Below are 23002 nucleotides of genomic sequence, written 5' to 3'. Positions count from 1 at the left end.
TCTATCTCAAAAGGCTTGCTGGGTCGGCATGACGCAATGAGTGCATCGCGGCCAGGCCGGAAACCAGGGCCAGGGTCATGTTCAAGAGCAGGCAGGCCAGGGCTGCGACGGGGGAAAGTGTCATCGGAACGTTGTAGTAATGCGCCAGGGCGAAGAACAGGCCGGTCAGCCCAGTGCTGCCCAGCAAGCCCAGGGCGCCCACCCAGAACGCTTGTTCCATCACGACTTTGCGCAGAGACGTGACGCCGACGCCGAGGGCGTTAAGGGTTGCGTATTCGCGGATCGATCCAATCACGGCCGCCACCAGGGTCTGGCTGGTAATCACCGCCCCTACCAGGAACACGATCACTGCCAAAAACAACACACCCGCGCCGGCCCCGGTGTCGAACATCCAATGCATCTGCGAGCGGTAGCTGAACTGCGCTGCGGTCCACACCGCGTATTTGCCGAATGCCGGGCTGCCGTCGATGCGTGCTGCAACCGCGTCCGCCTGACTGGGGGCTCGGACCTTGGCCACCCAGTAGGTCATGCGATCTGTATCGGCGCTCGTATCCAGCTGGCGGGCCGTGGCTAACGATGCGATCACGTTAACCCCACCCAGTGCGCGTAATCCGCTGATGACGCCGACTACATGCACCCGGTGGCCGTTGATAGTGGCCGCGTTTCCAGGATCAAGGCCCAGGCTGTCGAGGTCGGCGCGGTCAACGATGACCGCTCCCGGTTCATTCAGGCGTGCCCGCAACGAGCCGGGCAGTAAACGGGCGAACATCAAACCTTGTGGGTCTGCGTCGATACCGGAAACAAATACCGAGACTCCACCTGTGTCCCGGGTACCCCGCCAGTCAGCATCCACCCAGCGGTAGGGCTCGACCCTGAGGACATCGGGGTCCATGCGTATACGCATCTCTACACCGGCATCGATCGGTCGACCCAGGTTGACGCTTTGGGTGCCGGGGTAGCCCACCCAAAGGTCGGCGCGCGAGCCGGTGACGTACACACTGGCGCTGCTGAAGATACCCAGTACTAACGCGGTCTGAAGCAGTTGCAGCAGCCCTGCGAAGCCCACTGCAATAATCGCTGGCAGGAAGCGCCGCCATTCATGGATCAGCGTCAGGCGTGCAAGCGCAACCATCAGTCAGTCTCCTTATGGCGCGTGGCTGTCTGAGGTGCGGCGCTTGGCAACGGTGCGCCGCCGAGTGCCTTGTAGAGTGCGACGTAGGCAATGGCACGCTCGGTGCCGGCCCGGTCGACTTGTTGCTGCGCATGCAGTGTCTGAACCTGCGCTTCTACCAGGTCCAATGGACTCAAGAGCTTCAACGCTGCCCGTTGTTGCAGTGCGCCAAGCTGGGTTTGCCTGGCGGCATAGGCCTGACGGGACAATTGTTCGCGTGCACGTAATTGCTCCAGGTCACCCAAGGCGTTTTCGACTTCGGCAACCCCCTCCAGCACCGCTTGGCGATACCCGAGGACGGCGGCCTGCAGATGGTGGTCCTTGGCTTTCGCAGCCGCCACGCGCAGGCCCCAGTCGAACAAGGGAATACTGATGCCGGGGCCCGCCGAGAAGATGCTGTTGCCATTGGGGGTATTGTTGCGGTTGCTGGCGATATTGAGCGACCACTGCAGTGAGGTGCCGAAGCTGATGTGCGGGTAAATATCGGCCTGGCTCATGCCCAGCTCACCGGCGGCGATAATCACCGAGGCTTCGGCGCCGGCAATTTCCGGGCGGGTGCGCAACAGGTCTGTGGGAACGCTATTGAGTTGCCAGTCACCGAGCGTCGGTAGCCGCCCCGGTTGCAGCCAAAGAGGGTCGGGCGCGCTCTGGCCCAACAATAATGCCAATTGCTGCGCGCTGCGGTTTGTCCGCTGGTGCACGCGCGTCAGCGCCATTTCAGCGAGGGCCAGTTCAGCCTGTGCAGCGGCAACGTCTGCGCAGGAGGCCAGTGCGAGCGGTTCCCGGGCGCGCAGCCGTGCCAGTTTTCCATGGCCTACTTCGCGCAGGGTTGCAAGGGTCTGCTCCGTTTGTTGGGCTGCTCGCAATTCGATCCAGCGCCGGCTGACTTCAGCCACCAATGAAACTTGTAGGGTGCGCAGGTTGTTATCCGCCAATGCCTGGTTCCCTTGGGCGAGGCGCTCGGCACTTTGTTGCATGCCAAACAATGGCAACTCCCAGACCGAATCGAAGCCGATCAGGAAATAAGAAGTACTGGTATCAGGGCTGACGGCATCCTTGGTTTTTATACTCAGCGAGGGCAGGTAAGGGGACTGCGCGTGCTGGCTCATAATCCGGATGGCGCGCAAGCGCTCCACCGCTACGGCGACGTTCAGGTTGTTTTGCAGTGCACGATCCACCAACGCATTGAGCTGGGGGTCGTTGAATGCATGCCACCATTGGTTCAGATCGGGTTGGGGCGGCGCAAGAGAAGGTTGGACGTTGCGCCATTGCTCCGGTGTAGACGGTTTCAATACCGGCAAGGGGGCAGTTGAGCATCCTGCAAGCGCCATTGACACTAACGAGAGTGCGCATAGCGATCGAAAGGCATGCGATCGGTTAAGAGGCTTGATGGTCGTTCCCCGGTTAAATACGGATACTGCGGTATTCATGCGATGGGCGCGTTGGTCGGCGCGCCAATGCACGATGTCACTGATCGGTTGATATTGAATGAAGCGTTCGAGCACCAACGTAGCGGCAGGGGGTGTTCAGTTCTGTTGGTAAATTGTATTGGTGCGCAATGATGGCTTTTGCTTCAGCCCAGGTTCAGAAACTCAAGGGTTTATCTCGCGATTGCGTGCGTTTGAAGGAGTAACCCGAAGCGCTGAGTCCGTTTACCTGGCGGCTTACCGTGTCGCCCAGGCCGTAGCCGTTGCCAGCCAGCACCGCGTGGGCGTTGTCGACGGGAAGCAGGATGTAGTCGGTGAGCGGCTCGTTGTGCAATTGGCCGCGAATCACCAGAAAGCCTTCTTCCAGGCGCACGCTGATACCGCTCAACGGCGCGTCGGGTTCGTGGGTGTTAAGCACCTGGTAGGTGCCGATGGTGTTGGCCCACGCCAGCGGCAGCGGCGGCGGGTCGATGCGCTCGCCGATGGCCAGACGTTGGCCATGGCTGCGGGCCGTGAGTACTTGGCGGCCCTGCACCGTGACCACGTCCAGCTGCACGCGGCCCAGTTCACCCAAGTCCTTGAGCCAAAAGCCAAGGACTTTTTTCTGCGCGCGCAGCCAGCCGTGTTCGTCGCGCAACAACTCGAAGTCAAACCCGGCCAGCTCACCGCTCAGTCGATCGCCCTCATCCTTGACCCGGAATACGCCCCAGGCCGTGGCATAAAACCCGGCCAGGCGCTTGCGGTCGACGGTGGCGGGCACCTGGCGCAACTTGAGCCCATGGCTGGGCGCCTGGCAGTCGTCGGCGCACACGGACTGCCCGGTTTGCGCCTGGAACATCAGGCGCAGGGTCTCGGTGGCCAGGCGCGCGACCAGTTCTTCGGCGTTGCTGTCATTGGCCATGATGATCACCGCCAACTGCTGGTCCGGCAGCACGCTCAGCTGCGCGGCAAAATCATCGCCGCCGCCACTGTGCTGGTAAGTGCGCACGCCGGGGGCGACGGGTTCATCGCCGCAGGGCGCCAGGAACCAGCCCAGGCCCATCTGGCAATCGAAGTCCAGGGCATTGCCGGTGTTTTGCTGGGTGAACATCTGATCAATCGACGGGCTCTCAAGCACACGGTTGCCCTTATAGAGGCCGTGGGCAAACAGCATCTGCACATAATGGCTAAGGTCTTTGGGGCTGGCCCACAAGCCGCCGGCGGCAAGGTCACGCACCTGTGCATCGGTACTTGCCACGCCGTCTTCGTAGCCCAGGGCGCGAAAGCTCAATTGCGTGCCGGTGCCGACAAAACTCGACTGGTTCATCTCCAGGGGCTTGAGCAGGCGGCTTTGCAGTTGGGCTTCAAAACTCTTGCCGCTGCTGCGCTCGATGGCCGCACCGACCAGCGAATAACCGAGGTTGGAATACGCAACCTGCGAGCCCGGCGGGCTGCTCAGCCATACACCCGACACCCGCATCGGCATCTGGCCCATGGCGTAGGTGCTGCGCACGTCGCGCAGGTGCTCGCTGGGCAAGCCGGATTGATGGCTGAGCAGGCGGCGCAGGGTGATGTCGCGGTCGGCGGCGGCCTGGTCAGTGTGAAAGCGCGAACGCACGTAGAATTCGCGCAAGGTCTGCTGGATCGGCGCGTCGAGGGCCAGGCGCTGTTGGTCGACCAACTGCATGGCCGCTGTGGCCGTCAGTAACTTGGAAATGCCGCCGGCGCGAAACGCCGTGTTGGCGGTCACCGGCACACCCTGGGCCTTGTCGGCCAGGCCAAAGCCGCGCGCCCAGATCAGCTCCTGGCCATTGACCAGCGCAATCGACAAACCGGGCACATTCTCGCGGGCCAGGTCCTTGGGGATGCGCGCTTGCAGGTAACGGATGATCGCGCCGTAATCGCCCTTGGGAATCGCGGGCGGGGCAGGCGGCTGCACGTGGCAGCCGAGCGTGCCGAGCAGGCAACCCCATAACGGAATACCGCGCAATGTGCGAAACATGAAGAGCACCCGAATGGTGGTTTGGATGCTCGAATGCTAAGGCGATGCTGGCCAACAATCTTTGAGAGCTTTGTCGAGAAACTGTCAAAGAGTGTTAACGCGCGAGCCCCAAACGCTCATGCCACTGGGCGATGGATTCTTCGGGGTACTCGTCGAACTGCAAATCGCCCTTGCGCACACTGACTTCGACCCACGGCACCTTCGAGCCGAGCATCAGGTGCGTGTGCTCGGGCGGCACCGGCAATGGCGTGTCGATGGCCGAAGCAAACGGGTGAATCAGCTCTGGCCATTCGGGGCTGAACAGCCACAAGGCGCTGCCGCATTGCGAGCAAAAATGCCGTTCGGCAGTGCTCGCATGCGCGCGGCTGGCGCCTTCGGGCTTGAGCTTGGCGTAGTAGACCGAGATCAGCTTGCGCCCGCGTACCTTCAAACTCTTGGCGTCGCCGCCCAGGTTGATCGCATAACCGCCGCCGCCTTGGGTCTTGCGGCAGATCGAGCAATAGCAACGCTGGTACGGGTAGGGATGCTGGCTGTTCAGGCTGAATGTTACGGCGCCGCAATGGCAGGATCCTTCGAGTTGCATGGGCTGGCTCCTCTAAGAGTGTGTAACAACACTTTGCTAATACCTTAGCCTCAGGCAAGATTCTCTGCTTTGGTTTCAGGGAAGACACCCATGATTGCTCAGTTGCAAAGCGCTGCCACGCAAATCCGCCACGCTGTGCGCAAGGCGACCGAAGGATTGATCGGGCGCGAGCAATTGGCCGAGCTGATTGTGCTGGCGGCGGTCGCCCAAGAGCACATTCTGGTGATCGGCCCGCCTGGCACGGCCAAGAGCGCCGTGGTACGCCGTGTGGCGCAGTCCATGGGTGGGCGTTACTTCGAATACTTGCTGGGGCGCTTCACTGAGCCGTCGGAGCTTTTTGGTGCCGTAGACCTGAAGAAATTGCGTGAAGGCACGGTGGAAACCGACGTCAGCGGCATGCTGCCAGAGGCCGATATCGTGTTTCTCGATGAAGTCTTCCTGGGCTCGACCGCCATTCTCAATACCTTGCTGGGCGTGCTCAACGAGCGTCGCTTTCGCCGGGGTCATACTCAAATTCAATGTCCGCTGCGTGTGTGTGTCGGCGCGGCCAACGGTTTGCCGGACGATGAGGCACTGGCGGCGTTTGGCGACCGCTTCCTGTTGCACCTGTTCGTCGATTCGGTGCCGGACAATCAACTGGAAGCCATGCTGGCGGGCGGTTGGCAGTCGGAGCAGCGCCCGGTGCAACAGTTACTGGGTCTGGCCCAGTTGGATACGCTGAGCCAAGCCCTGAAAAACGTCGACCTGGGCGCGGTGCGTCCAGCCCTGGCCCAGGCGATTCGGCGCCTGCGCGAAGCCGGCATAGCGTTATCGGACCGCCGTATCGTCAAGTCTCAACGGCTGATCGCGGCCGCCGCGTTGCTGGGCGGGCGGCTGGAAGCCAGCGACGCGGATCTATGGCCCCTGCTGTATGTGCTGCCCACTAAAGAGACTCAGCAGCATGGCCGCGAGGTGCTGCGCGACCTGTTTGCCGCGTCCAGCAACAGCCATTTGTTCAGTGCGGTCGAAGAGGCCACCTTGCAACCGATGTCGCGCTTGAATCGCTTGCTGGAAACTGCGCAAGACTACCTGGCCCGCAGCGAGCCGCCCGACAGCCCGGTCCTCGAAGGGCTGCTGCGCGAGATCGACGCCAACTTCAATAGCGAGACAATGCCGGAAACCTTGCAGCAGGTACGCGGGCAACTGTCCCGAATGCTGACGCCATGAGTGCAGACCACTACGCCTGGACCTGGCGCCCAAGGCCGGTGCCTGCCGAGCCACAAGCAGCCGTCGGATGGGGCGACGCCGCGCGCCGCTTGCTTGCGCGCTTGCTGCTGCTCGCAGATGAACAGGCTGCCCGCTTGCACGCTACCGCCAATGGCGATGTATTGGTCGTCACTGGGGCGGTGGCGGATTTGCCGTGGGTCGACGGTGTCGAATACGCCGCAGTACACCCCGGCGCGCCTGGCGTATGGCTGCCCACCAGTTGGGAGCCGACAGTGCCGGTAGACTTGCTCGGCCAGACGCTGTCGGCACGTTTCAAGCGCTCGCCCTTGCTGTTGTGGCGCGAACCGCAAGTTGTAGTGCCGTTGGATCGCCTGTTGCCGGTGACGGTTGAACACCTTCAGCGCATCGCGACGAATTGGGGCACCCGCCATGCAACTGCCTGAAGCCTTGCAACCCTGGCGCCAGTGGCTGGAGTGGTTTGCGCCGCAGCACCTGCCGCTGTTCGCCGACTTGCTTGGGCGGCTTAACCCGGTGCTGGGGCCACTGCGCGGTAGGCAGCAAGGCGGGGTGCCTGAGCCGGATGGCGTGGGCGATCTGCAACGCCGTGGGCCTTACGAGCGCCTGCTTTCCAGCGAATGGCTGCTGGCCGATGAAGTGCCGGATGAGTTTATGCGCAGGGCTGTCGGCGGCGAGCATATGTTCCTGGCGCCGCAGTACCGCGCCCGTGAAGCCAACCGCCTGATTGTCGTGCTGTTCGACGCCGGCCCGTTGCAATGGGGCGCCGCGCGGCTGGTGCATATCGCCTTGCTGATGCTGCTGGCCCGGCGTGCCGAGGAGGCAGGGGCGCAGTTGCGTTGGGGGATCCTGCAAGGCGCGCCGCTGCTGCATGAGTTCGATAGCGCGGGGCAGCTCAAGCAACTGCTCAGGGCGCGCACCTATGAAAGTGTCGCCCCGGCGCACTGGCAAGCCTGGCAGGAATGGCTGGCCACGCAGGGTGAGACGTTGGGTGAGTGCTGGACAGTCGGGCAACGCTTGCCCAAGGACACGACCAAGACCTGTACGCACCGGGTGCAGGTGCAGCGCAGCCTGGATGGGCACAGCCTGTCATTCGAGTTGCAAGCCGGTTCTGTGCGGCGCGTGCTGTTGCCTATGCCGGATGAGGCGCACGCGGTGCAACTGCTCAAAGGCCAGTTCGACGATGAAGTCCAGGCGCCGCCGCCGAATCTCGCACGTGCGGTGCCACGCGTAGCCTTGACCTTGCCGCCGGTAATCTCCAGCGCCGGTAACTATGTGGCGCTGCGCCTGCTCGATGAGGCGGGCATGGTGGTGATCAAGCTGCCGCACAAAAACCAGAAAAAGTCGCTGGAGGTTCGACGCCGTCTGTGGGGCAAGCATCAGCGCGTATTGAGCACCACCTTTCACCACCGCAGCCTCGGTGCCGTGTTGAGCGACAACGACAGCCTGACGTTCTGGAACATTCCCGGTATGCCCACCGTCGACAAGCCCGCCCGTGAACAGCTGCAACTGCCACCGGGCACCGCGACGTTCCTGCCGAGTGTCTGGCTGCACAGTCAGAACGCCGTGCGTGTGTACTTGCTCGACAGCCAGGGGCGGCTTGCCTATTGGAAGTCGCGTCAACTTTGCCAGGTGGCGGATGACGTGATGAGCCTGTTGCAGGTCGACCCCTTGACCATCGCTTATGCGCGCAGAGAAGGCGGGCAGATTGTCGCGTATTCCGGGTCTGCTGACGGTTTACGCGCCAATGGTCATGCGGTCGGCTCGGCAGCGGGCGTCAGCCAGGTATTGTTGGCTGCCAACTTTTACTGGCGCCAGTACTGCGGTGGTTGCGCGCTGCTGACCACCGAGGACGGCTACCAGAGTTGGCGCCTGGTGACCCATGAAAGCTTTCCGGCGAAACACGAACAGATCGACTTGGCGCCCGGTTGGAAAGCCATCGGCCTGCACTATACGTACGCCCAACGGCCGGCTTACTCACTGGTGCTGCTGGGGCCGAACCAGCACAGCGTCGGGCTGTACGCCGAGGGGCAACAGCGCACGTTGTTCACCACCTCGGCGCCAATTGCCCGCGCGAGCTTTTGCCCCATGAGCGGCTTGATCGCCGTACTGACCACTGACCGCGAATTACTGGTTTACTCGGTTTGCGAGCGCTCCATGCGTTTGCAAGTGATGTGCAACCAGGCACCGCAGCTCACCCAGGAAGCTGCCAATGCATGAGCCAGAACGGATGCTGATTCGCCGCCCGGTACTCACCGGGCACCAACAGATTGACGGCCTATGGTTTGCCGCCGAGCGTTTTGATGAGAGCGAGCGCAGGCGCCTGATCCTCAAGTATTGGCAAGTCGACGCGCGTGCCTACCGTTTTGCCGACGGCGACTTGCTGCAGTTCCACACACCTTGCCCGGTACACTGCGAAAGCCTGCACGGCTGGCCGCTGATCCGCCAGGGCCTGGGCTTGTCGTCTGCCGCGCTGCACCCTGAGGAATTGCGCGGGCTGCCCGTTGCCGACTTGTGGCTGGTGCGCGGCAGCCAGATCCATGCATTGCAGTTGCGCGATGCACACGTGCTGACGCCTGGGCTGTGGCTCGACATCAGTACCTACACGCTGCTCGACACCTTTGACTGCCATACCCCGTTGCCGGCAACGCTGCCGGAGGCGGTGGTCACCGACCTGCGTGAAATCCTCGGTGGGCCACTGGAGCCCGTCAGCCCGGAGCGCGAAGCAATCATGCAAGCACTGCTGGAGCGCCCGCGTCACACGTCGAGTAAAGGGCCTGGCGCCAGCGCGGCGTCTGCGCAAAACAACGCAAACAGCGCCCGCGAAGTCTCTTCCCCGGTGCTGAAAATCGTGATCGGCCTGGTACTGCTGGGTGGGCTGGTCCGCCTCTTCGGCCAGAGCGAGCCCGCCGCGCTGTTGGCCGAGCACACACAGTCCTTCGGCGGCATGCTCCTGGGCGCCGTGATCTGGATGGTGGTGATCACCGCGTTGTTGTACGGGTTGAACCGCTTCCTGCACCGTGGCGCGTCTGCCCCCGCCCAAGCGGCGCCCCGGCCGGTGGCTCGCGCACCCGCTAACCCAGGCATCGCTGCGCGTGCCACCCCGCGCAGTTATAAACCTGCCGCGTGGCGCCGTTTGTTGACCCGGCTGACCCAGCATTCCCAGCTGTCCAAACTGTATGGCAAACGCCAGGCCGCCTACATGCAGCGCATGTTGGAGATGTTCGAAGACGGCAATTTCGAAGAAGCCTTGCGCCACGCGATCCCCTTGAACGGCGCTGCCTCCAGCGGTGAACAGAGCTTTGGTACGCCACAGCGCCGCGAGGATTTGAGCCTCAGCCAAAAGGCTGGCCCCGCGCGCTCGATGCTGTTTGAAGACGACTTGACCGAGCATTTGCGCCAGGTGTATCGCCAGACTTTTGAACGCCTGGACCGTGCCGGTCGTATCGAGGAAGCGGTGTTTGTCCTTGCCGAATTGCTCAAGGAGCATCAGCAAGCTCTCGATTACCTGGAGAAACACGCGCGCTATCAGCAGGCCGCTGACCTGGCCCTGGCGTGGGACATGCCGCCTGCGGTGATCGTGCGCTTGCTGTGCCTGGCCGAGCAGTGGCAGCGCGCCGTGCTGGTGGCGCGGCGCGACAATGCGTTTGCTGACGCCGTGGTGATGCTCCAGGCCAAGTCGCCGGAAGCCGCCGACCGCTTGCGCCTGGAATGGACCGAGGCGTTGATCGCCAAAGGCCTGTGGTTGCAAGCCGTCGATGTTATTTGGAGCCTGCCCGCAGAGCGCCCACGCGCCGCGCAATGGCTGCTCAACGCCGAGGCTGCCGGCGGGCGCTTGGGCATTGAGGCGCTGGTTAAACGCGCGGTCCTGTTGCCCGAAACGCTGCACGCTTACGGGCCGTGGGTCGAGCAATTGCGTGACGACCCCGCGCGCGCCGGGGAACGCGCCGCCCTGGCGCAGGCGTTGTTGCAACACAAGGCACACACCACCGCCTTGGCCTGGCTGGCAGGTGCCACTGTGCACGCGATTCTGGCCGATCAATTCAGCGATCAAGGCCAACTGACCCATAACCAGTTACAAGCGCTGGTCAAGATGAGTCGCGATAAAGCGCTTCAGGCGGACTTGCCGGGCCAAGCCCTGAAGCGTACGCCCGTGGTCTCACTGGAGCACTTGGGCGACACCCGCGAGTGGGCTGCGCCGGCGGCTGGCAGCCGGCCGATTTTCGACGCGGCGCCGCTGGAAGACCAGCGTTACCTGGTGGCGCTGGGCGAGTCGGGTGTGATGGTGGTGGATGCGGCGGGCACAACGTTGTTTCACTTTGCTGTACCGGCGCAGAAAATCGTGATTGCCCATAGCCAACAGGTTGCGTTGGTGCTGATCTGGCGGGGGAATGTATGGCGCGTGAGCAAACTGGACCTGGTCAATCGTGTCGCCAAAGACCTCGGTATGCTGGCCATGGATGTCTTTGCACACGCGTTTGATGGCAGCAACTGGACCATCGGCAAAGGCCCGCAGTTGCGCGTGGTGGATGTTGACCGTGGCTTTGAAACGCTCTGGCATGTGAGTGATCTACCGGAGTCGGTGCGTGCCATCAAGGTGGATGAACACAATGAATACCTATGGCTGTCGGCGCCGGGCGGGTGCCTGATGCTGTGGCATTATCGTCTGCCGGAGCGGCGTTTGGTCAGCCGCGAAAGCGCGTTTGACATCGTCGCGACGGACTTCCAGGTTCCCAGTGCCACCGCTGAATCGGCGCAGTATCGGATCAAGCACGACTATGGAACACCCACGCTGATACTGAAGCAGCACGGGGTTCGAAAGCGCTACCGGCTGCCTGGCAACTTACCGGAAGAAGAATGGGATGAGTCCGTCAGCCCGTTTCTATTTGAGGACTGGTTGCTGATCAGTTATCGGGTTGAGGAGCACGACACCTGCTGGCACGTGATCCACCGTGCCAGCGATCGGCTTTGCGTCACGTTGCACTGGCCGCAATCGCCGGCCCAGCTTCGCCGCCTCGGGTCTGATCTGTTGCTGTTCGATGGGCAGGGCCGGCTGAGCCATATCAATATTGATAACGCCAGCCAGCGCAACATCAGCCTGCACTGAGTGTGTCCGGCATCAAGGTGGCGATCAACGCCCGAATGGTGCCGGGCAATGCCTCAAGCTCGCGCACCAGGATACTGCGTTCGCGAATCGCCCATGGCTCATCGAGCTTCACCGTCACCAACTGCATGGTCCTGCTGTGCCGCACGGCGGCGGATTCGGGAATGATGCCGATGCCCACGCCGGCCTCGACCATTCGGCAGATCGCTTCGAAGCTCGACACCTGAATGCGCAGCGACAACTGTTTGCCCAGGCGATCGACGTGTTCACGCAAAAAACTCAATAACGTGCTGCCTTCGTGCAGGCCGATGTGCTGGTAGGCCAGGGTTTGCTCCAGCGTCACCGAAGACTGGTCGGCCAATGGGTGGCCCACGGGCACCATCAAGACCAATTCATCGGTGCTGAAGTGCAACACCTGCAAACCTGCCGCTTCTACCGGCCCGGCAATGATGCCCATGTCGCTGGTGCCATCAAGCACGCCACGTACGATGTCGCGGGATAAACGCTCTTGCAGGTCGACGGTCACGCCCGGGCGCTGGGACAGGAAGCCCGCTAGCACCTCCGGCAGAAACTCGGTCACCGCCGTGGTGTTGGCGAAGATGCGGATATGCCCGGCCGAATCCACGCCGTATTGGGTGAACTCGCTTTTTAGGTAATCCACCTGGCGCATGATCAGCCGCGCATGGTGCAGCAGCTGCTCGCCCGCCGGGGTGATCTCCACGCCACGGCTGTCGCGGTACAGCAGGCGCGTATCCAACTGGCCTTCCAACGCCTTGATCCGCGCACTGGCGGCGGCCGGCGAGAGGAACGCACGCTTGGCGCCCTGGGTGAGGCTGGGGGATTCGGCGATGTGGATAAACAGGCGCAGGTCGGCGAGATCGAAATGCATGCAAACCCCTATTTTGGCAACGGTGAGGTTCAAGTGTGGGAGCTGGCTTGTTGTGGCGAGCAAGCTTGCTTGCGCTGGGGTGCGAAGCGCCCCCAAAAAGCCGGAGACTGCTGCGCAGTCAACGGGAGCAAGCTCCCTCGCCACAACAAGCCAGCTCCCACAGGGGATGGAGTGGTACTCATTGCTAGCGTTCAGCATAACCGAACGCTGGTTTATTGAAATGCAAATTCTCAGAACGGGCAGGCGCTTGCATGATCCGGGGCAGACACTCACTGCCCGAGGACCTGCACCCGATGAGCGCCACTGACTGGATCGGCCGAAGCGAGACTGCCCACGACCACCTGAGCCTTAACCTGCTCAAACGCATTGCTGCTACTTTTGGCGAAGCTGTGCCGGAACAGGGCGCCGATTTGCCGCCGCTGTGGCAGTGGTGTTTTTTCCAGGACCCGCTGCCGGAGTCGGCCTTGGGCACCGACGGCCACCCGGCTCGTGGCGGGTTCCTGCCGCCCGCTGATAACCGCAATCGCATGTGGGCCGGTGGGCGCATCGAGTTCGTGCATGCCTTGCGCGCGGGTGAGGCGGCGACCCGCGTGTCGACCATCACCCAGGTCGAAGAAAAGACCGGGCGAACCGGCTCGCTGTTGTTTGTCACCGTGCGTCATGACTATTCCCAGGACGGTCGCCTGGCGATCCGAGAAGAACAGGACATCGTTTACCGCGAACCGACGCCGCCCAAACAGGGCAGTGGCGACGCCTTGCCCGAAGGCGAATGGCAGGCATCGATCAGCCCCACGCCAACCCTGCTGTTTCGTTACAGCGCCGTGACCTTCAACGGCCACCGCATCCACTACGACTACCCGTATGTCACCGACACCGAAGGCTATTCAGGCCTGGTGATGCACGGCCCGCTGATCGCTACCTTGAGCCTGCGCGCGTTTTGCCGCGCCCATCCCGACGCGACCCTGCGCCGTTTTGCCTATCGCGGTGTTCGCCCACTGATTGCACCGCAGCCATTTGTGGTCGGTGGGCGCGTGACCGAAACCGGTGTGGCGCAGTTGTGGGCGGGCAACGCCGGTGGCCTGGCGCAGACCGCTCAGGTCCACTTCGAATAATCCAGGAACAACAGGCGGAGAGCCGTTAATGAACCCCAATGACAACGAAGAACTCAATGCCATCCGTGAAGGCGTGCGCGCCTTGTGCGCCGAGTTCGACGCGGCGTACTGGCGCAGGATCGACGAACAAAAAGGCTTCCCCGAAACCTTTGTCAAAGCCCTGACCGACGCCGGCTGGCTGTCGGCGATGATCCCTGAAGAATACGGCGGCTCTGGCCTGGGCCTGGCCGAAGCCTCGGTGATCCTCGAAGAAGTCAACCGTTGCGGTGGTAACTCCGGCACCGTGCACGGCCAGATGTACAACATGTTCACCTTGCTGCGCCACGGCAGCGAAGCGCAAAAAAGCTTCTACCTGCCCAAGCTCGCCAGCGGCGAATTGCGCCTGCAATCGATGGGTGTGACCGAGCCCACCACCGGCACCGACACCACCAAAATCAAGACCACGGCGATCAAGCGTGGTGACAAGTATGTGATCAACGGCCAGAAAGTCTGGATCTCGCGCATTCAGCATTCCGATTTGATGATTCTGCTGGCGCGCACCACGCCGCTGGCCGAGGTGAAGAAGAAGTCTGAAGGCATGTCGATCTTCCTGGTCGACCTGCGCGAAGCCATCGGCACCGGCCTGACCGTGCAGCCCATCGCCAATATGGTCAACCACGAAACCAACGAACTGTTTTTCGACAACCTGGAGCTTCCCCTCGACAGCCTGATCGGCGAGGAGGGCAAAGGCTTTAAATACATCCTCGACGGCCTCAACGCCGAACGCACCCTGATCGCCGCCGAGTGCATCGGCGACGGTCGCTGGTTTATCGAAAAGGCCAGTGCCTACGCCCGCGACCGCGTGGTGTTTGGCCGTCCGATCGGGCAGAACCAGGGTGTGCAGTTCCCGATTGCCGAGGCGCATATCGAAATCGAAGCGGCGGACCTGATGCGCTGGCGTGCCTGCGAAGAATACGACAGCGGCAAGAATGCCGGGGCCAGCGCCAACATGGCCAAGTACCTGGCTGCCAAGGCGTCCTGGGAAGCGGCCAACGCCTGCCTGCAAACCCACGGCGGTTTCGGCTTTGCCTGTGAGTACGACGTAGAGCGCAAATTCCGCGAAACACGCCTGTACCAGGTGGCGCCGATCTCCACCAACCTGATCCTGTCCTACGTGGCCGAGCACCTGCTCGAACTGCCACGCAGTTTCTGAGGGCCTGAGCATGAGCCATACCCAAACGCTGTGCCGGTTCCTTGCGGACCTGAACTACGAACAATTGCCGGAAAAGGTACTGGCACGCACCGAAGACCTGTATCTGGACTGGTTGGCCTCGGCGCTGGCAAGCAAGGGCGCGCACCCGATCCCGTTGTTTGAACGCTATGCACAAAAAATGGGACCCCACAGCGGTCCCGCCCAGGTGATCGTCAATGGCAGCACCACCAGCGCGTATTTTGCGGCGCTGGTGAACGCCGCATCCTCACACCTGGTGGAGCAGGATGACCTGCACAACAGCTCGGTGCTGCACCCCGCGACCGTGGTGTTTCCGGCCGCGCTGGCTGCCGCCCAGGACCTCGGCAAATCCGGCCGTGAATTGCTGCTGGCCTCGGTGGCCGGTTATGAAGCCGGAATTCGCATCGGCGAATTCATGGGCCGGTCCCACTACCGCATCTTCCACACCACAGCCACCGTCGGCACCCTGGCGGCGGCGGTGGCCGTGGGCAAACTGCTGGACTTTAACCAGGAACAGTTCATCACCCTGCTCGGCAGCGCCGGCACCCAGGCCGCCGGGCTGTGGGAGTTTTTGCGCGATGCCGCCGACTCCAAGCAACTGCACACCGCCAAGGCGGCGGCGGATGGCTTGCTCGCGGCGTATTTGACGGCGGACGGGCTCACCGGCGCACGCAATATTCTGGAAGGCGATCAAGGCTTGGCAGCAGGCATGTCCAGTGATGCCGAGCCTCGCAAGTTATCGGCCGACCTTGGCAGCCGCTGGGCGCTGCTGGAAACCTCGTTCAAGTTCCACGCCTCGTGCCGTCACACCCATCCGGCCGCCGATGCGCTGCTGGATCTGATGCAGCGCGAAGGGCTGTGCGCTGCAGATATCGCTACGGTTGAAACGCGTGTCCATCAAGGTGCCATCGACGTGCTGGGCCGCGTGACCACGCCTGCCACTGTGCACCAGGCCAAATTCTCCATGGGCACCGTGCTCGGCCTGATCGCCGTGCACGGTAAAGCCGGGCTCACCGAGTTCCACGAACGAGCGCTGACCGACCCCGCCGTCTCGGCTTTCCGCGACAAGGTCAGCATGACCCTCGACGCAGAAGTTGACGGCGCCTACCCGCAGCGCTGGCTGGGCCGCGTCACCGTCACCACGCTCGATGGCCGCACGCTGCAAGGCGCCATCGATGAACCCAAGGGCGACCCTGGTAACACCCTGAGTCGGGTGGAGCTCGCGGATAAATTCCGGCGCCTTACCCAATTCAGCGGCGCGCGCACACCCGCGCAGGCCAATGCACTGATCGAAAAGGTCTGGCACCTGCGCGATGCAGCGTCCATGGCCCACTGGCTTTGAGGAAGCGTCATGACTAATCAACGACCGCTGGACGGCATCACCGTGATCAGCCTGGAACACGCGATTGCTGCGCCATTCTGTACCCGCCAGTTGGCAGACCTCGGCGCACGTGTGATCAAGATCGAACGCCCCGGCGCCGGTGACTTTGCCCGTGGCTATGACGAGCGCGTGCGCGGCCTGGCCTCGCACTTTGTGTGGACCAACCGCTCCAAGGAAAGCCTGACCCTGGACCTCAAGCAGGACGAGGCCGGCGACATCCTCCAACGCCTGCTGGCGGATGCCGACGTGCTGGTGCAGAACCTTGCACCCGGCGCGGCGGCGCGCATGGGCCTGTCGTTTGAAGCGCTGCATGAGCGCTTTCCACGGCTCATCGTCTGCGATATTTCCGGCTATGGCGAAGGCGGGCCTTACGAGAAAAAGAAAGCGTATGACCTGCTGATCCAAAGCGAGGGCGGTTTTTTATCGGTAACCGGTGGCCCAGGTGAAGATCAGATGGCCAAGGCCGGTTGCTCGATCGCCGATATTTCCGCCGGCATGTACGCCTACAGTGGCATCCTCTCGGCCCTGCTGTTGCGCGGCAAGACGGGGCAGGGCAGCCGCATCGATGTGAGCATGCTCGAAAGCCTGGTGGAGTGGATGGGCTACCCGATGTATTACGCCTTCGACGGCGCGCCCCAGCCACCACGGGCCGGGGCGGCGCATTCGACGATCTACCCGTATGGGCCGTTTCCCACCGGCGACGGCGGCACGGTGATGCTCGGCTTGCAAAACGAACGCGAATGGGCGGCGTTCTGCGACAAAGTGCTGCTCACGCCTGAGCTGGCTACCGATGAACGTTTCTCGGCCAACTTCAAGCGCTCGGCCAACCGTGACGTGCTACGCCAGATCATCGTTGACAGCTTCGCGCAGTTGGACGCTGAAGCCGTGATCCAACGCCTGGAAAACGCGCAGATCGCCAGCGCCAGGGTCAACGACATGCAAGGCGTGTGGGACCACCCGCAGCTCAAGGCGCGAGACAGCTGGCGTGAAGTCCAGAGCCCGGCCGGGCCGCTGCCGTCGTTGTTGCCGCCGGCGCGTAATGCTGCGTTTACCCCGCGCATGGACGGCGTTCCCGCCTTGGGCCAGCACAGCCAGGGCATCCTCGATCAGCTTGGGTTTTCGGCGCAAACCATCGACGGCCTGCGCGCACGCGGCGTTATCTAATAAGGAATTCAAGTGATGCCAAAGCCTATAGTTCGTTCGGCCTTGTTTGTGCCCGGCAGCCGCCCGGAGCGGTTTTCCAAAGCGCTGGCCAGTGGCGCCGATGCGGTGATTGTGGATTTTGAAGACGCGGTTGAAGAACCCCTCAAGCGCCAGGCGCGGGATAACCTCGGGGTGTTCTTGCAAGCGCATCCAGAGGCTCAGGTGTGGGTGCGCATCAACGCGCCGGAGCATGCCGAGCATTTTGAGGATGTAGCGTTCTGTAAAGCCCATGCCAATGTGACGGGTGTGCTGCTGCCCAAGGTAGAGAGCGCCGCCCAGGTGGCCGTGGTGGCGGCTGCCGGCAAGGTGATATGGCCGATTATCGAAAGCGCCAGGGGCTTGCTGGCCGTGGCTGAGATTGCCCACGCGCCGCAGGTTGAGCGCCTGTCGTTTGGCGGGCTGGACCTGGCGCTGGACTTGAACCTGAGCAGCGGTTCCGCGGCTGCGCAGTTTGCGTTGGATCAGGCTCGCCTGGCGCTGATTGTGCATTCCCGTGCTGCTGGCTTGGTGGCGCCACTGGACGGCGTGCACCCGGCCATCGACGACCCTGAAGGCCTGCGCCGTTCGATCCGGCATGCCTATGAAATGGGCTTTGCCGGCGCGCTGTGCATCCATCCCAAGCAGGTGGCAGTGATTCATGCCGCACTGGCGCCCAGCGCTGAAGACCTGGCCTGGGCCAAGCGCGTGGTAGAGGCGGGTGCCCATGGGGCCGGGGCTTATCAGATGGATGGGCAGATGGTGGATGCGCCGGTGTTGCTGCGCGCACAAAGGCTCCTGGCCGGCCAACTCTGACTGACACAACCTGGAGCAAAATGTGGGAGCTGGCTTGCCTGCGATAGCGGTGGACCCGCCCATGAATCGACTGCCTGACACACCGCCATCGCAGGCAAGCCAGCTCCCACACTGGATCTTCATTGTTCTGAAGTATGGCGTTCGGCCTGGCCGAACGCAGGTATCTAAAATTCGAAATTCACTACACGCACCACATCAGGCACCTTGCCCTATAACACAACAATAAGAAGGTGATTCCCCATGCTCAAGCTTTCTCGGGCGCTGCTGTGCGCCGCCACTCTGTTTGCCGCGGGCCTGGCCCAGGCGGCAGACCCGATTGTGATCAAGTTCGCCCACGTGGTTGCCGAAAACACGCCTAAAGGCCAGGGCGCGCTGCTCTTCAAAAAGCTCGCTGAAGAGCGCTTGCCGGGCCGTGTGAAGGTCGAGGTGTACCCCAACTCCTCGCTGTTCGGCGATGGCAAGGAGATGGAAGCGTTGTTGTTGGGCGATGTGCAGATGCTGGCGCCGTCCCTGGCCAAGTTCGAGCAGTACACCAAGCAAGTGCAGATCTACGACCTGCCGTTCCTGTTCAACGACCTGGCCGCCGTCGACCGTTTCCAGGCTGCTCAGGGCAAGGCATTGCTGACCTCGATGCAAGACAAGAACATCCTCGGCCTGGCCTATTGGCACAATGGCCTCAAGCAGCTTTCGGCCAACAAAGCACTGCGTGAACCCAAGGACGCCCGTGGCCTGAAGTTCCGTGTGCAGGCTTCCAGCGTACTTGAAGAACAGTTCAAGGCGATCCGCGCCAACCCGCGCAAGATGAGCTTTGCCGAGGTGTATCAAGGCCTGCAGACCGGCACCGTGAATGGTACCGAGAACACCTGGTCCAATTATGAAAGCCAGAAGGTCAACGAAGTGCAGAAGTACTTCACCGAGTCCAACCATGGCCTGATCGACTACATGGTGATCACCAACGCCAAGTTCTGGAACGGCCTGCCGCCGGATGTGCGCACCACCCTGGACCAGATCATGGTCGAAGTCACCGTCGAGGTGAACAAGCAGGCCGAAGCGCTGAACCAGTCGGCCAAGCAGAAGATCATCGACGCCAAGACCAGCGAAATCATCGAACTGACCCCGCAGCAACGCCAACTGTGGCGCGAAGCCATGCGCCCGGTGTGGCAGAAGTTCGAAGGTGAGATCGGCGCCGACCTGATCAAGGCGGCGGACGCCTCCAACCAGTAATCGGGCGACTACCCAAAACTACTGTGGAAAGGGCTTTATGTGGGAGCTGGCTTGCCTGCGATGCAGGCAACTCGGTGTATCTGTAGCGCCGAGTTGATCCCATCGCGGGCAAGCCCGGCTCCCACAGAGGTCCGCTTCCACAGTTTGTTCCGCTTTCCACCCCGACATCATTCCCGCTTCGCGAGGTTTTGCCATGCAAACGCTAAGGCGCGTCTGGGAGCACCTGGAGGAAGGGTTTATCGCCTTCCTGCTGGCCGCCATGACCCTGGTGACATTCGTCTACGTCATGCTCAACAACATCTACACCCTGTTTTTTGCTCTGTCTGACAAGTGGGCATGGAGCAGCAGCTTTTTCGGTGCCTTGGGCGACCACACCATGACCTGGGCCCAGGACATGACCTGGAGCGTGGCGCTGACCAAGGCCATGTTCGGCTGGCTGATTTTCTTCGGCATCTCCTACGGCGTGCGCACCGCCGGCCACCTTGGCGTAGATGCGCTGGTCAAGCTGACCAAACGCCCGGTGCAACGCCTGCTCGGCATGCTCGCCTGCCTGTGTTGCCTGGCCTACGCCGGGCTGTTCATGGTCGCCAGCTACAAGTGGGTGAGTGCGGTGATGACCGCGCAGATCGGCGCCGAAGACCTCGACCAATACGGCGTGGACGTGGGCGATATCGTGATCATCGTGCCCATCGGTTTTGCCCTGGTGTTTATCCGCTACCTGGAAATTTTTTACCGCATCTTTACCCACCGTCAGGTCGGGTTGGGGCTGGCCGACGAGGCCGGGGAGGCCAGTAAGCTGGCTGGCAGCCATGAGGAGCGTCACTGATGGCCGTGCTCTGTCTGTTTTTGCTGTTGTTCGTGTTCATGTTCCTCGGGGTGCCGATCGCGATTTCCCTGGGGCTGTCCGGCGCGGTGTCGATCCTGATGTTCAGCCAGGACTCGGTGAGTTCGCTGGCCATCAAGCTGTTTGAAACCTCCGACGCCTACACCTTCCTGGCGATTCCATTCTTCCTGCTGTCCGGTGCGTTCATGACCACCGGCGGTGTGGCGCAACGGCTGATCGACTTCGCCAACGCCTGTGTCGGGCATATCCGAGGCGGCCTGGCGATTGCGGCGGTGCTGGCGTGCATGCTGTTTGCGGCGCTGTCCGGGTCATCGCCGGCGACGGTGGCGGCAGTGGGCTCGATTGCCGTGGCGGGGATGGTGCGCTCGGGTTACCCGAAGGAGTTCGGCGCCGGGATCATCTGCAACGCCGGCACCCTGGGCATCCTGATCCCGCCGTCGATTGTGATGGTGGTGTACTCGGCAGCCACCGAAACCTCGGTGGGCAAGCTGTTCATGGCCGGTGTGATTCCAGGGTTGCTGCTGGGCCTGATGCTGATGGTCGCGATCTACATCGTCGCGCGCATCAAGAAGCTGCCGGCGCAGCCACGTGCGACCTTCCGCGAGTGGCTGACCTGCGCACGTCGCGCGTTCTGGGGCTTGCTGTTGCTGGTGATCATCCTCGGCGGCATCTACAGCGGCATGTTCACGCCGACGGAAGCGGCGGCCGTGGCGGCGGTGTATTCGGCGTTTGTCGCGCTGTTTGTGTACAAGGACATGAAGCTGCGCGATTGCCCCAAGGTGCTGCTGGAGTCCGGGCGCCTGGCGATCATGCTGATGTTTATCATCGCCAACGCCATGCTCTTTGCCCATGTACTGACCACCGAACAGATCCCGCAGGAAATCACCGCCTGGGTGATCTCCGAAGGCCTGACGCCGATTGGCTTTTTGATCATGGTCAACGTGGTGTTGCTGGTGGCCGGCAGCTTTATGGAGCCTTCCGCGATTGTGCTGATCCTGGCGCCGATCTTCTTCCCGATTGCCATGAAGCTGGGGATTGACCCGATTCACCTGGGGATTGTGATGGTGGTCAACATGGAAATCGGCCTGGTGCACCCACCGGTAGGGTTGAACCTGTTTGTGACCTCGGCGGTGACCGGGTTGACCCTCGGGCAGACGATTCGCGCGGCATTGCCGTGGCTGATGATCCTGCTGGTGTTTTTGATAATGGTCACGTACTTGCCGTTTATCTCGCTGGCGCTGCCGCACTGGCTGGGCATGTAACACGGTCTGAAAATGTGGGAGCTGGCTTGCCTGCGATAGCCATACGTTCGAAGGCACCCCGTTCCCCTGTGGCGAGCAGGCTTGCCCTGCGTTGGGCTGCGCAGCAGCCCCAAAACCAGGCGCTGAGTTCTTTCAGAAAGAATTTCAGTGCCCTTGCTGGGGGCTGCTGCGCAGCCCAACGCAGGGCAAGCCTGCTCGCCACAACAAGCGGCGTACCGCAGGCTTTGTTTTAACCGGCAGTTGTGTAGATACCTATGCTGAGATAGCGGTGGTTCAGTCAGCCAATTCGGTGACTGATATACCGCCATCGCAGGCAAGCCAGCTCCCACCTTTGGTTTTTGTCAGGTCTTAGTGGTCCATCGCGCCCAAGATCGCATAAGCCAGCTTCACCCGTTCGGCATTCGGGTAATTGCGGTTAGCCAGAATCACCACACCCATGTCCTTGCTCGGTACGTAAGCCACATACGCGCCAAAACCGCCGGTGGAGCCGGTTTTGTTGTACAGCACGTTGGCCGGTTGTGCCTGCGCCGGCGTCAGCCAATTGACCTTGTGCGGCTGCATCGCCATTTCGGTCGAGTTGCCCTCCAGCAAGGCCTGCAGCTTGATCGGGTAGGGGTAGCGTTCCCAGCCCAGACCCTGGGTCATGCCATTGACGGTGTAGTAACCCGCGTGAGTGGTGGAGATCGCTTGTTGCAGCGGTTTTTCCAGGGTCTCGGGGTGCAGGTTGGCAATCACATAGCGCGCGAGGTCCTGGGTGCTGGTCTTGATACCGTAGGCTTCGCTGTCCAGGGCGCCGGGGCTGACGCGAATGGGTTTCAGATTTTTGTCATAGCCTTGCGCATATTGAGCGGTTTTGCTCGCCGGCACGCTGACGTGGGTGTTGGTCAGGCCCAGCTTGGGCAGCAAGGTTTTCTCCATGGCAACGTTAAACGGCTGCCCCAGGCTTTGCGCCGCGAGGTAGCCAAACAAGCCGATGCTGGGGTTGGAATACAAACGCTGTTCGCCCGGCGCATACGCGGGTTTCCAGTGCTGGAAATAACCGAGCATGGCACCGGCGTTGTCGGCCGCGTCGGGAAACTGCAACGGCAGGCCACCCGGTGTGTAGGTCGCCAGTTGCAGCAGGCTGATGTGATCGAATACGCCACCGGCCAGGGCTGGCAGGTGCTGGCTGGCGGTATCCGAGAGCTGGAGCTTACCGGTAGCCTGGGCGTAGCCGCCGAGGGTGGCGGTAAAGGTTTTGCTGATCGATCCGATTTCAAACAGGGTGTCTTGGTTAACGGCCTGTTTGGTTTCCCTTGATGCAACACCGTAGTTAAAGTATTGAACCTTGCCTTGGTTAACCACCGCGACCGACAGGCCGGGAATCCCTTGTTGCTGCATCAGCGGCGCAACGCTGGCATCGACTACCGTGCGCAGGTCGGTGGCGGCCATGCAGCTACCGGAGCCTATTAACAGGGCGCTGAACAGAATTTTTTGTAAGGTGTGATTCATGCGGGTTCGCTTCCATGTAAAAGATGTGCTGACGATCAAGGCCTGCGCAGGCGGGGCAAATCTAGGTGGATTTTGTTCGGCGGGCAAACGATGATATCTCGCATCAG

Annotated in this window: 18 protein-coding genes; 12 read left to right on the top strand and 6 right to left on the bottom strand. The window is 62.0% G+C overall.

Annotation, left to right across the window (positions count from 1 at the left end; translation table 11 throughout):
- Position 1: 1 nt before the first annotated feature.
- The 4 genes from GIW48_RS18135 to GIW48_RS18120 form a co-directional block, all read right to left on the bottom strand.
- A complete protein-coding gene (locus GIW48_RS18135; protein ID WP_236461367.1) occupies positions 2 to 1132 on the bottom strand; it encodes an ABC transporter permease in 1131 nt (376 codons plus the stop codon).
- On the bottom strand, positions 1132 to 2676 hold the full coding sequence (locus tag GIW48_RS18130; RefSeq protein WP_236461370.1) for a TolC family protein: 1545 nt from the start codon (positions 2674 to 2676) through the stop codon (positions 1132 to 1134). Before GIW48_RS18130 ends, GIW48_RS18135 begins: the two co-directional genes overlap by 1 nt.
- Positions 2677 to 2755: 79 nt before the next feature.
- Positions 2756 to 4579 (bottom strand): serine hydrolase domain-containing protein, encoded by a 1824-nt coding sequence (locus tag GIW48_RS18125; protein ID WP_236461372.1) that lies wholly within the window; start codon positions 4577 to 4579, stop codon positions 2756 to 2758.
- Positions 4580 to 4673: 94 nt separating this feature from the next.
- Positions 4674 to 5162 (bottom strand): GFA family protein, encoded by a 489-nt coding sequence (locus tag GIW48_RS18120; RefSeq protein WP_236461373.1) that lies wholly within the window; start codon positions 5160 to 5162, stop codon positions 4674 to 4676.
- A 90-nt stretch (positions 5163 to 5252) separates the two neighbouring features.
- On the opposite strand from GIW48_RS18120, the gene GIW48_RS18115 reads away from it, so the two are divergent.
- Genes GIW48_RS18115 through GIW48_RS18100 form a run of 4 tightly spaced genes read left to right on the top strand, consistent with a single transcriptional unit; the run spans position 5253 to position 11490 of the window.
- Positions 5253 to 6368 (top strand): AAA family ATPase, encoded by a 1116-nt coding sequence (locus GIW48_RS18115; protein WP_170037729.1) that lies wholly within the window; start codon positions 5253 to 5255, stop codon positions 6366 to 6368.
- Positions 6365 to 6811 (top strand): bpX5 domain-containing protein, encoded by a 447-nt coding sequence (locus GIW48_RS18110; RefSeq protein WP_099549617.1) that lies wholly within the window; start codon positions 6365 to 6367, stop codon positions 6809 to 6811. The genes GIW48_RS18115 and GIW48_RS18110 overlap by 4 nt, the downstream gene beginning before the upstream one ends.
- Complete coding sequence (locus GIW48_RS18105) at positions 6798 to 8603, top strand: hypothetical protein (RefSeq protein ID WP_170037727.1); 1806 nt, start codon at positions 6798 to 6800, stop codon at positions 8601 to 8603. The genes GIW48_RS18110 and GIW48_RS18105 overlap by 14 nt, the downstream gene beginning before the upstream one ends.
- Positions 8596 to 11490 (top strand): bpX6 domain-containing protein, encoded by a 2895-nt coding sequence (locus tag GIW48_RS18100; protein ID WP_236472938.1) that lies wholly within the window; start codon positions 8596 to 8598, stop codon positions 11488 to 11490. The genes GIW48_RS18105 and GIW48_RS18100 overlap by 8 nt, the downstream gene beginning before the upstream one ends.
- On the opposite strand, the gene GIW48_RS18095 is transcribed toward GIW48_RS18100, so the two are convergent.
- Complete coding sequence (locus tag GIW48_RS18095; protein WP_236461377.1) at positions 11477 to 12376, bottom strand: LysR family transcriptional regulator; 900 nt, start codon at positions 12374 to 12376, stop codon at positions 11477 to 11479. The two genes, GIW48_RS18100 and GIW48_RS18095, sit on opposite strands and share 14 nt — an antisense overlap.
- Positions 12377 to 12669: 293 nt before the next feature.
- On the opposite strand from GIW48_RS18095, the gene GIW48_RS18090 reads away from it, so the two are divergent.
- The 8 genes from GIW48_RS18090 to dctM all read left to right on the top strand — a co-directional run bounded on the left by GIW48_RS18090 (position 12670) and on the right by dctM (position 21404).
- Positions 12670 to 13488: an FAS1-like dehydratase domain-containing protein gene (locus GIW48_RS18090; RefSeq protein ID WP_236461379.1), complete on the top strand. Its 819-nt coding sequence runs from the start codon at positions 12670 to 12672 to the stop codon at positions 13486 to 13488.
- Between the two features lie 28 nt (positions 13489 to 13516).
- Entirely contained in the window at positions 13517 to 14680 is a 1164-nt protein-coding gene (locus GIW48_RS18085) for an acyl-CoA dehydrogenase family protein (RefSeq protein WP_186618354.1), read from the top strand.
- A 10-nt stretch (positions 14681 to 14690) separates the two neighbouring features.
- Positions 14691 to 16040, top strand: coding sequence for an MmgE/PrpD family protein (locus GIW48_RS18080; protein ID WP_236461381.1), 1350 nt, complete (start codon positions 14691 to 14693; stop codon positions 16038 to 16040).
- Positions 16041 to 16049: 9 nt separating this feature from the next.
- Positions 16050 to 17243: a CaiB/BaiF CoA transferase family protein gene (locus GIW48_RS18075; protein ID WP_099549623.1), complete on the top strand. Its 1194-nt coding sequence runs from the start codon at positions 16050 to 16052 to the stop codon at positions 17241 to 17243.
- 15 nt (positions 17244 to 17258) lie between these two features.
- Complete coding sequence (locus tag GIW48_RS18070) at positions 17259 to 18074, top strand: HpcH/HpaI aldolase/citrate lyase family protein (RefSeq protein ID WP_236461383.1); 816 nt, start codon at positions 17259 to 17261, stop codon at positions 18072 to 18074.
- 240 nt (positions 18075 to 18314) lie between these two features.
- A complete protein-coding gene (locus tag GIW48_RS18065; RefSeq protein WP_017137474.1) occupies positions 18315 to 19298 on the top strand; it encodes a TRAP transporter substrate-binding protein in 984 nt (327 codons plus the stop codon).
- Positions 19299 to 19491: 193 nt separating this feature from the next.
- Positions 19492 to 20124, top strand: a complete 633-nt coding sequence (locus GIW48_RS18060) for a TRAP transporter small permease (RefSeq protein WP_017137473.1) — start codon at positions 19492 to 19494, stop codon at positions 20122 to 20124.
- Entirely contained in the window at positions 20124 to 21404 is a 1281-nt protein-coding gene (dctM, locus tag GIW48_RS18055; protein WP_017137472.1) for a C4-dicarboxylate TRAP transporter large permease protein DctM, read from the top strand. Before GIW48_RS18060 ends, dctM begins: the two co-directional genes overlap by 1 nt.
- 348 nt (positions 21405 to 21752) lie before the next feature.
- Here dctM and ampC read toward each other — a convergent pair whose 3' ends face one another.
- Entirely contained in the window at positions 21753 to 22895 is a 1143-nt protein-coding gene (gene ampC, locus GIW48_RS18050) for a class C beta-lactamase (protein ID WP_138453627.1), read from the bottom strand.
- Positions 22896 to 23002 lie beyond the last annotated feature (107 nt).

It is taken from the genome of Pseudomonas sp. PA-6-3C, assembly GCF_021605825.1.
Classification (GTDB): domain Bacteria; phylum Pseudomonadota; class Gammaproteobacteria; order Pseudomonadales; family Pseudomonadaceae; genus Aquipseudomonas; species Aquipseudomonas edaphica.
This window is presented reverse-complemented; position numbering and strand designations above follow the sequence as displayed.

Excerpts from the sequence above, each read along its gene's own strand:
- ampC (WP_138453627.1), bottom strand. The coding sequence starts at position 22,895 with ATGAATCACACCTTACAAAAAATTCTGTTCAGCGCCCTGTTAATAGGC.
- GIW48_RS18105 (WP_170037727.1), top strand. The coding sequence starts at position 6,798 with ATGCAACTGCCTGAAGCCTTGCAACCCTGGCGCCAGTGGCTGGAGTGG.
- GIW48_RS18065 (WP_017137474.1), top strand. The coding sequence starts at position 18,315 with ATGCTCAAGCTTTCTCGGGCGCTGCTGTGCGCCGCCACTCTGTTTGCC.
- GIW48_RS18080 (WP_236461381.1), top strand. The coding sequence starts at position 14,691 with ATGAGCCATACCCAAACGCTGTGCCGGTTCCTTGCGGACCTGAACTAC.
- GIW48_RS18075 (WP_099549623.1), top strand. The coding sequence starts at position 16,050 with ATGACTAATCAACGACCGCTGGACGGCATCACCGTGATCAGCCTGGAA.
- GIW48_RS18085 (WP_186618354.1), top strand. The coding sequence starts at position 13,517 with ATGAACCCCAATGACAACGAAGAACTCAATGCCATCCGTGAAGGCGTG.
- GIW48_RS18135 (WP_236461367.1), bottom strand. The coding sequence starts at position 1,132 with ATGGTTGCGCTTGCACGCCTGACGCTGATCCATGAATGGCGGCGCTTC.
- GIW48_RS18090 (WP_236461379.1), top strand. The coding sequence starts at position 12,670 with ATGAGCGCCACTGACTGGATCGGCCGAAGCGAGACTGCCCACGACCAC.
- GIW48_RS18060 (WP_017137473.1), top strand. The coding sequence starts at position 19,492 with ATGCAAACGCTAAGGCGCGTCTGGGAGCACCTGGAGGAAGGGTTTATC.
- GIW48_RS18120 (WP_236461373.1), bottom strand. The coding sequence starts at position 5,162 with ATGCAACTCGAAGGATCCTGCCATTGCGGCGCCGTAACATTCAGCCTG.
- GIW48_RS18070 (WP_236461383.1), top strand. The coding sequence starts at position 17,259 with ATGCCAAAGCCTATAGTTCGTTCGGCCTTGTTTGTGCCCGGCAGCCGC.
- GIW48_RS18115 (WP_170037729.1), top strand. The coding sequence starts at position 5,253 with ATGATTGCTCAGTTGCAAAGCGCTGCCACGCAAATCCGCCACGCTGTG.
- dctM (WP_017137472.1), top strand. The coding sequence starts at position 20,124 with ATGGCCGTGCTCTGTCTGTTTTTGCTGTTGTTCGTGTTCATGTTCCTC.
- GIW48_RS18100 (WP_236472938.1), top strand. The coding sequence starts at position 8,596 with ATGCATGAGCCAGAACGGATGCTGATTCGCCGCCCGGTACTCACCGGG.
- GIW48_RS18125 (WP_236461372.1), bottom strand. The coding sequence starts at position 4,579 with ATGTTTCGCACATTGCGCGGTATTCCGTTATGGGGTTGCCTGCTCGGC.
- GIW48_RS18110 (WP_099549617.1), top strand. The coding sequence starts at position 6,365 with ATGAGTGCAGACCACTACGCCTGGACCTGGCGCCCAAGGCCGGTGCCT.
- GIW48_RS18095 (WP_236461377.1), bottom strand. The coding sequence starts at position 12,376 with ATGCATTTCGATCTCGCCGACCTGCGCCTGTTTATCCACATCGCCGAA.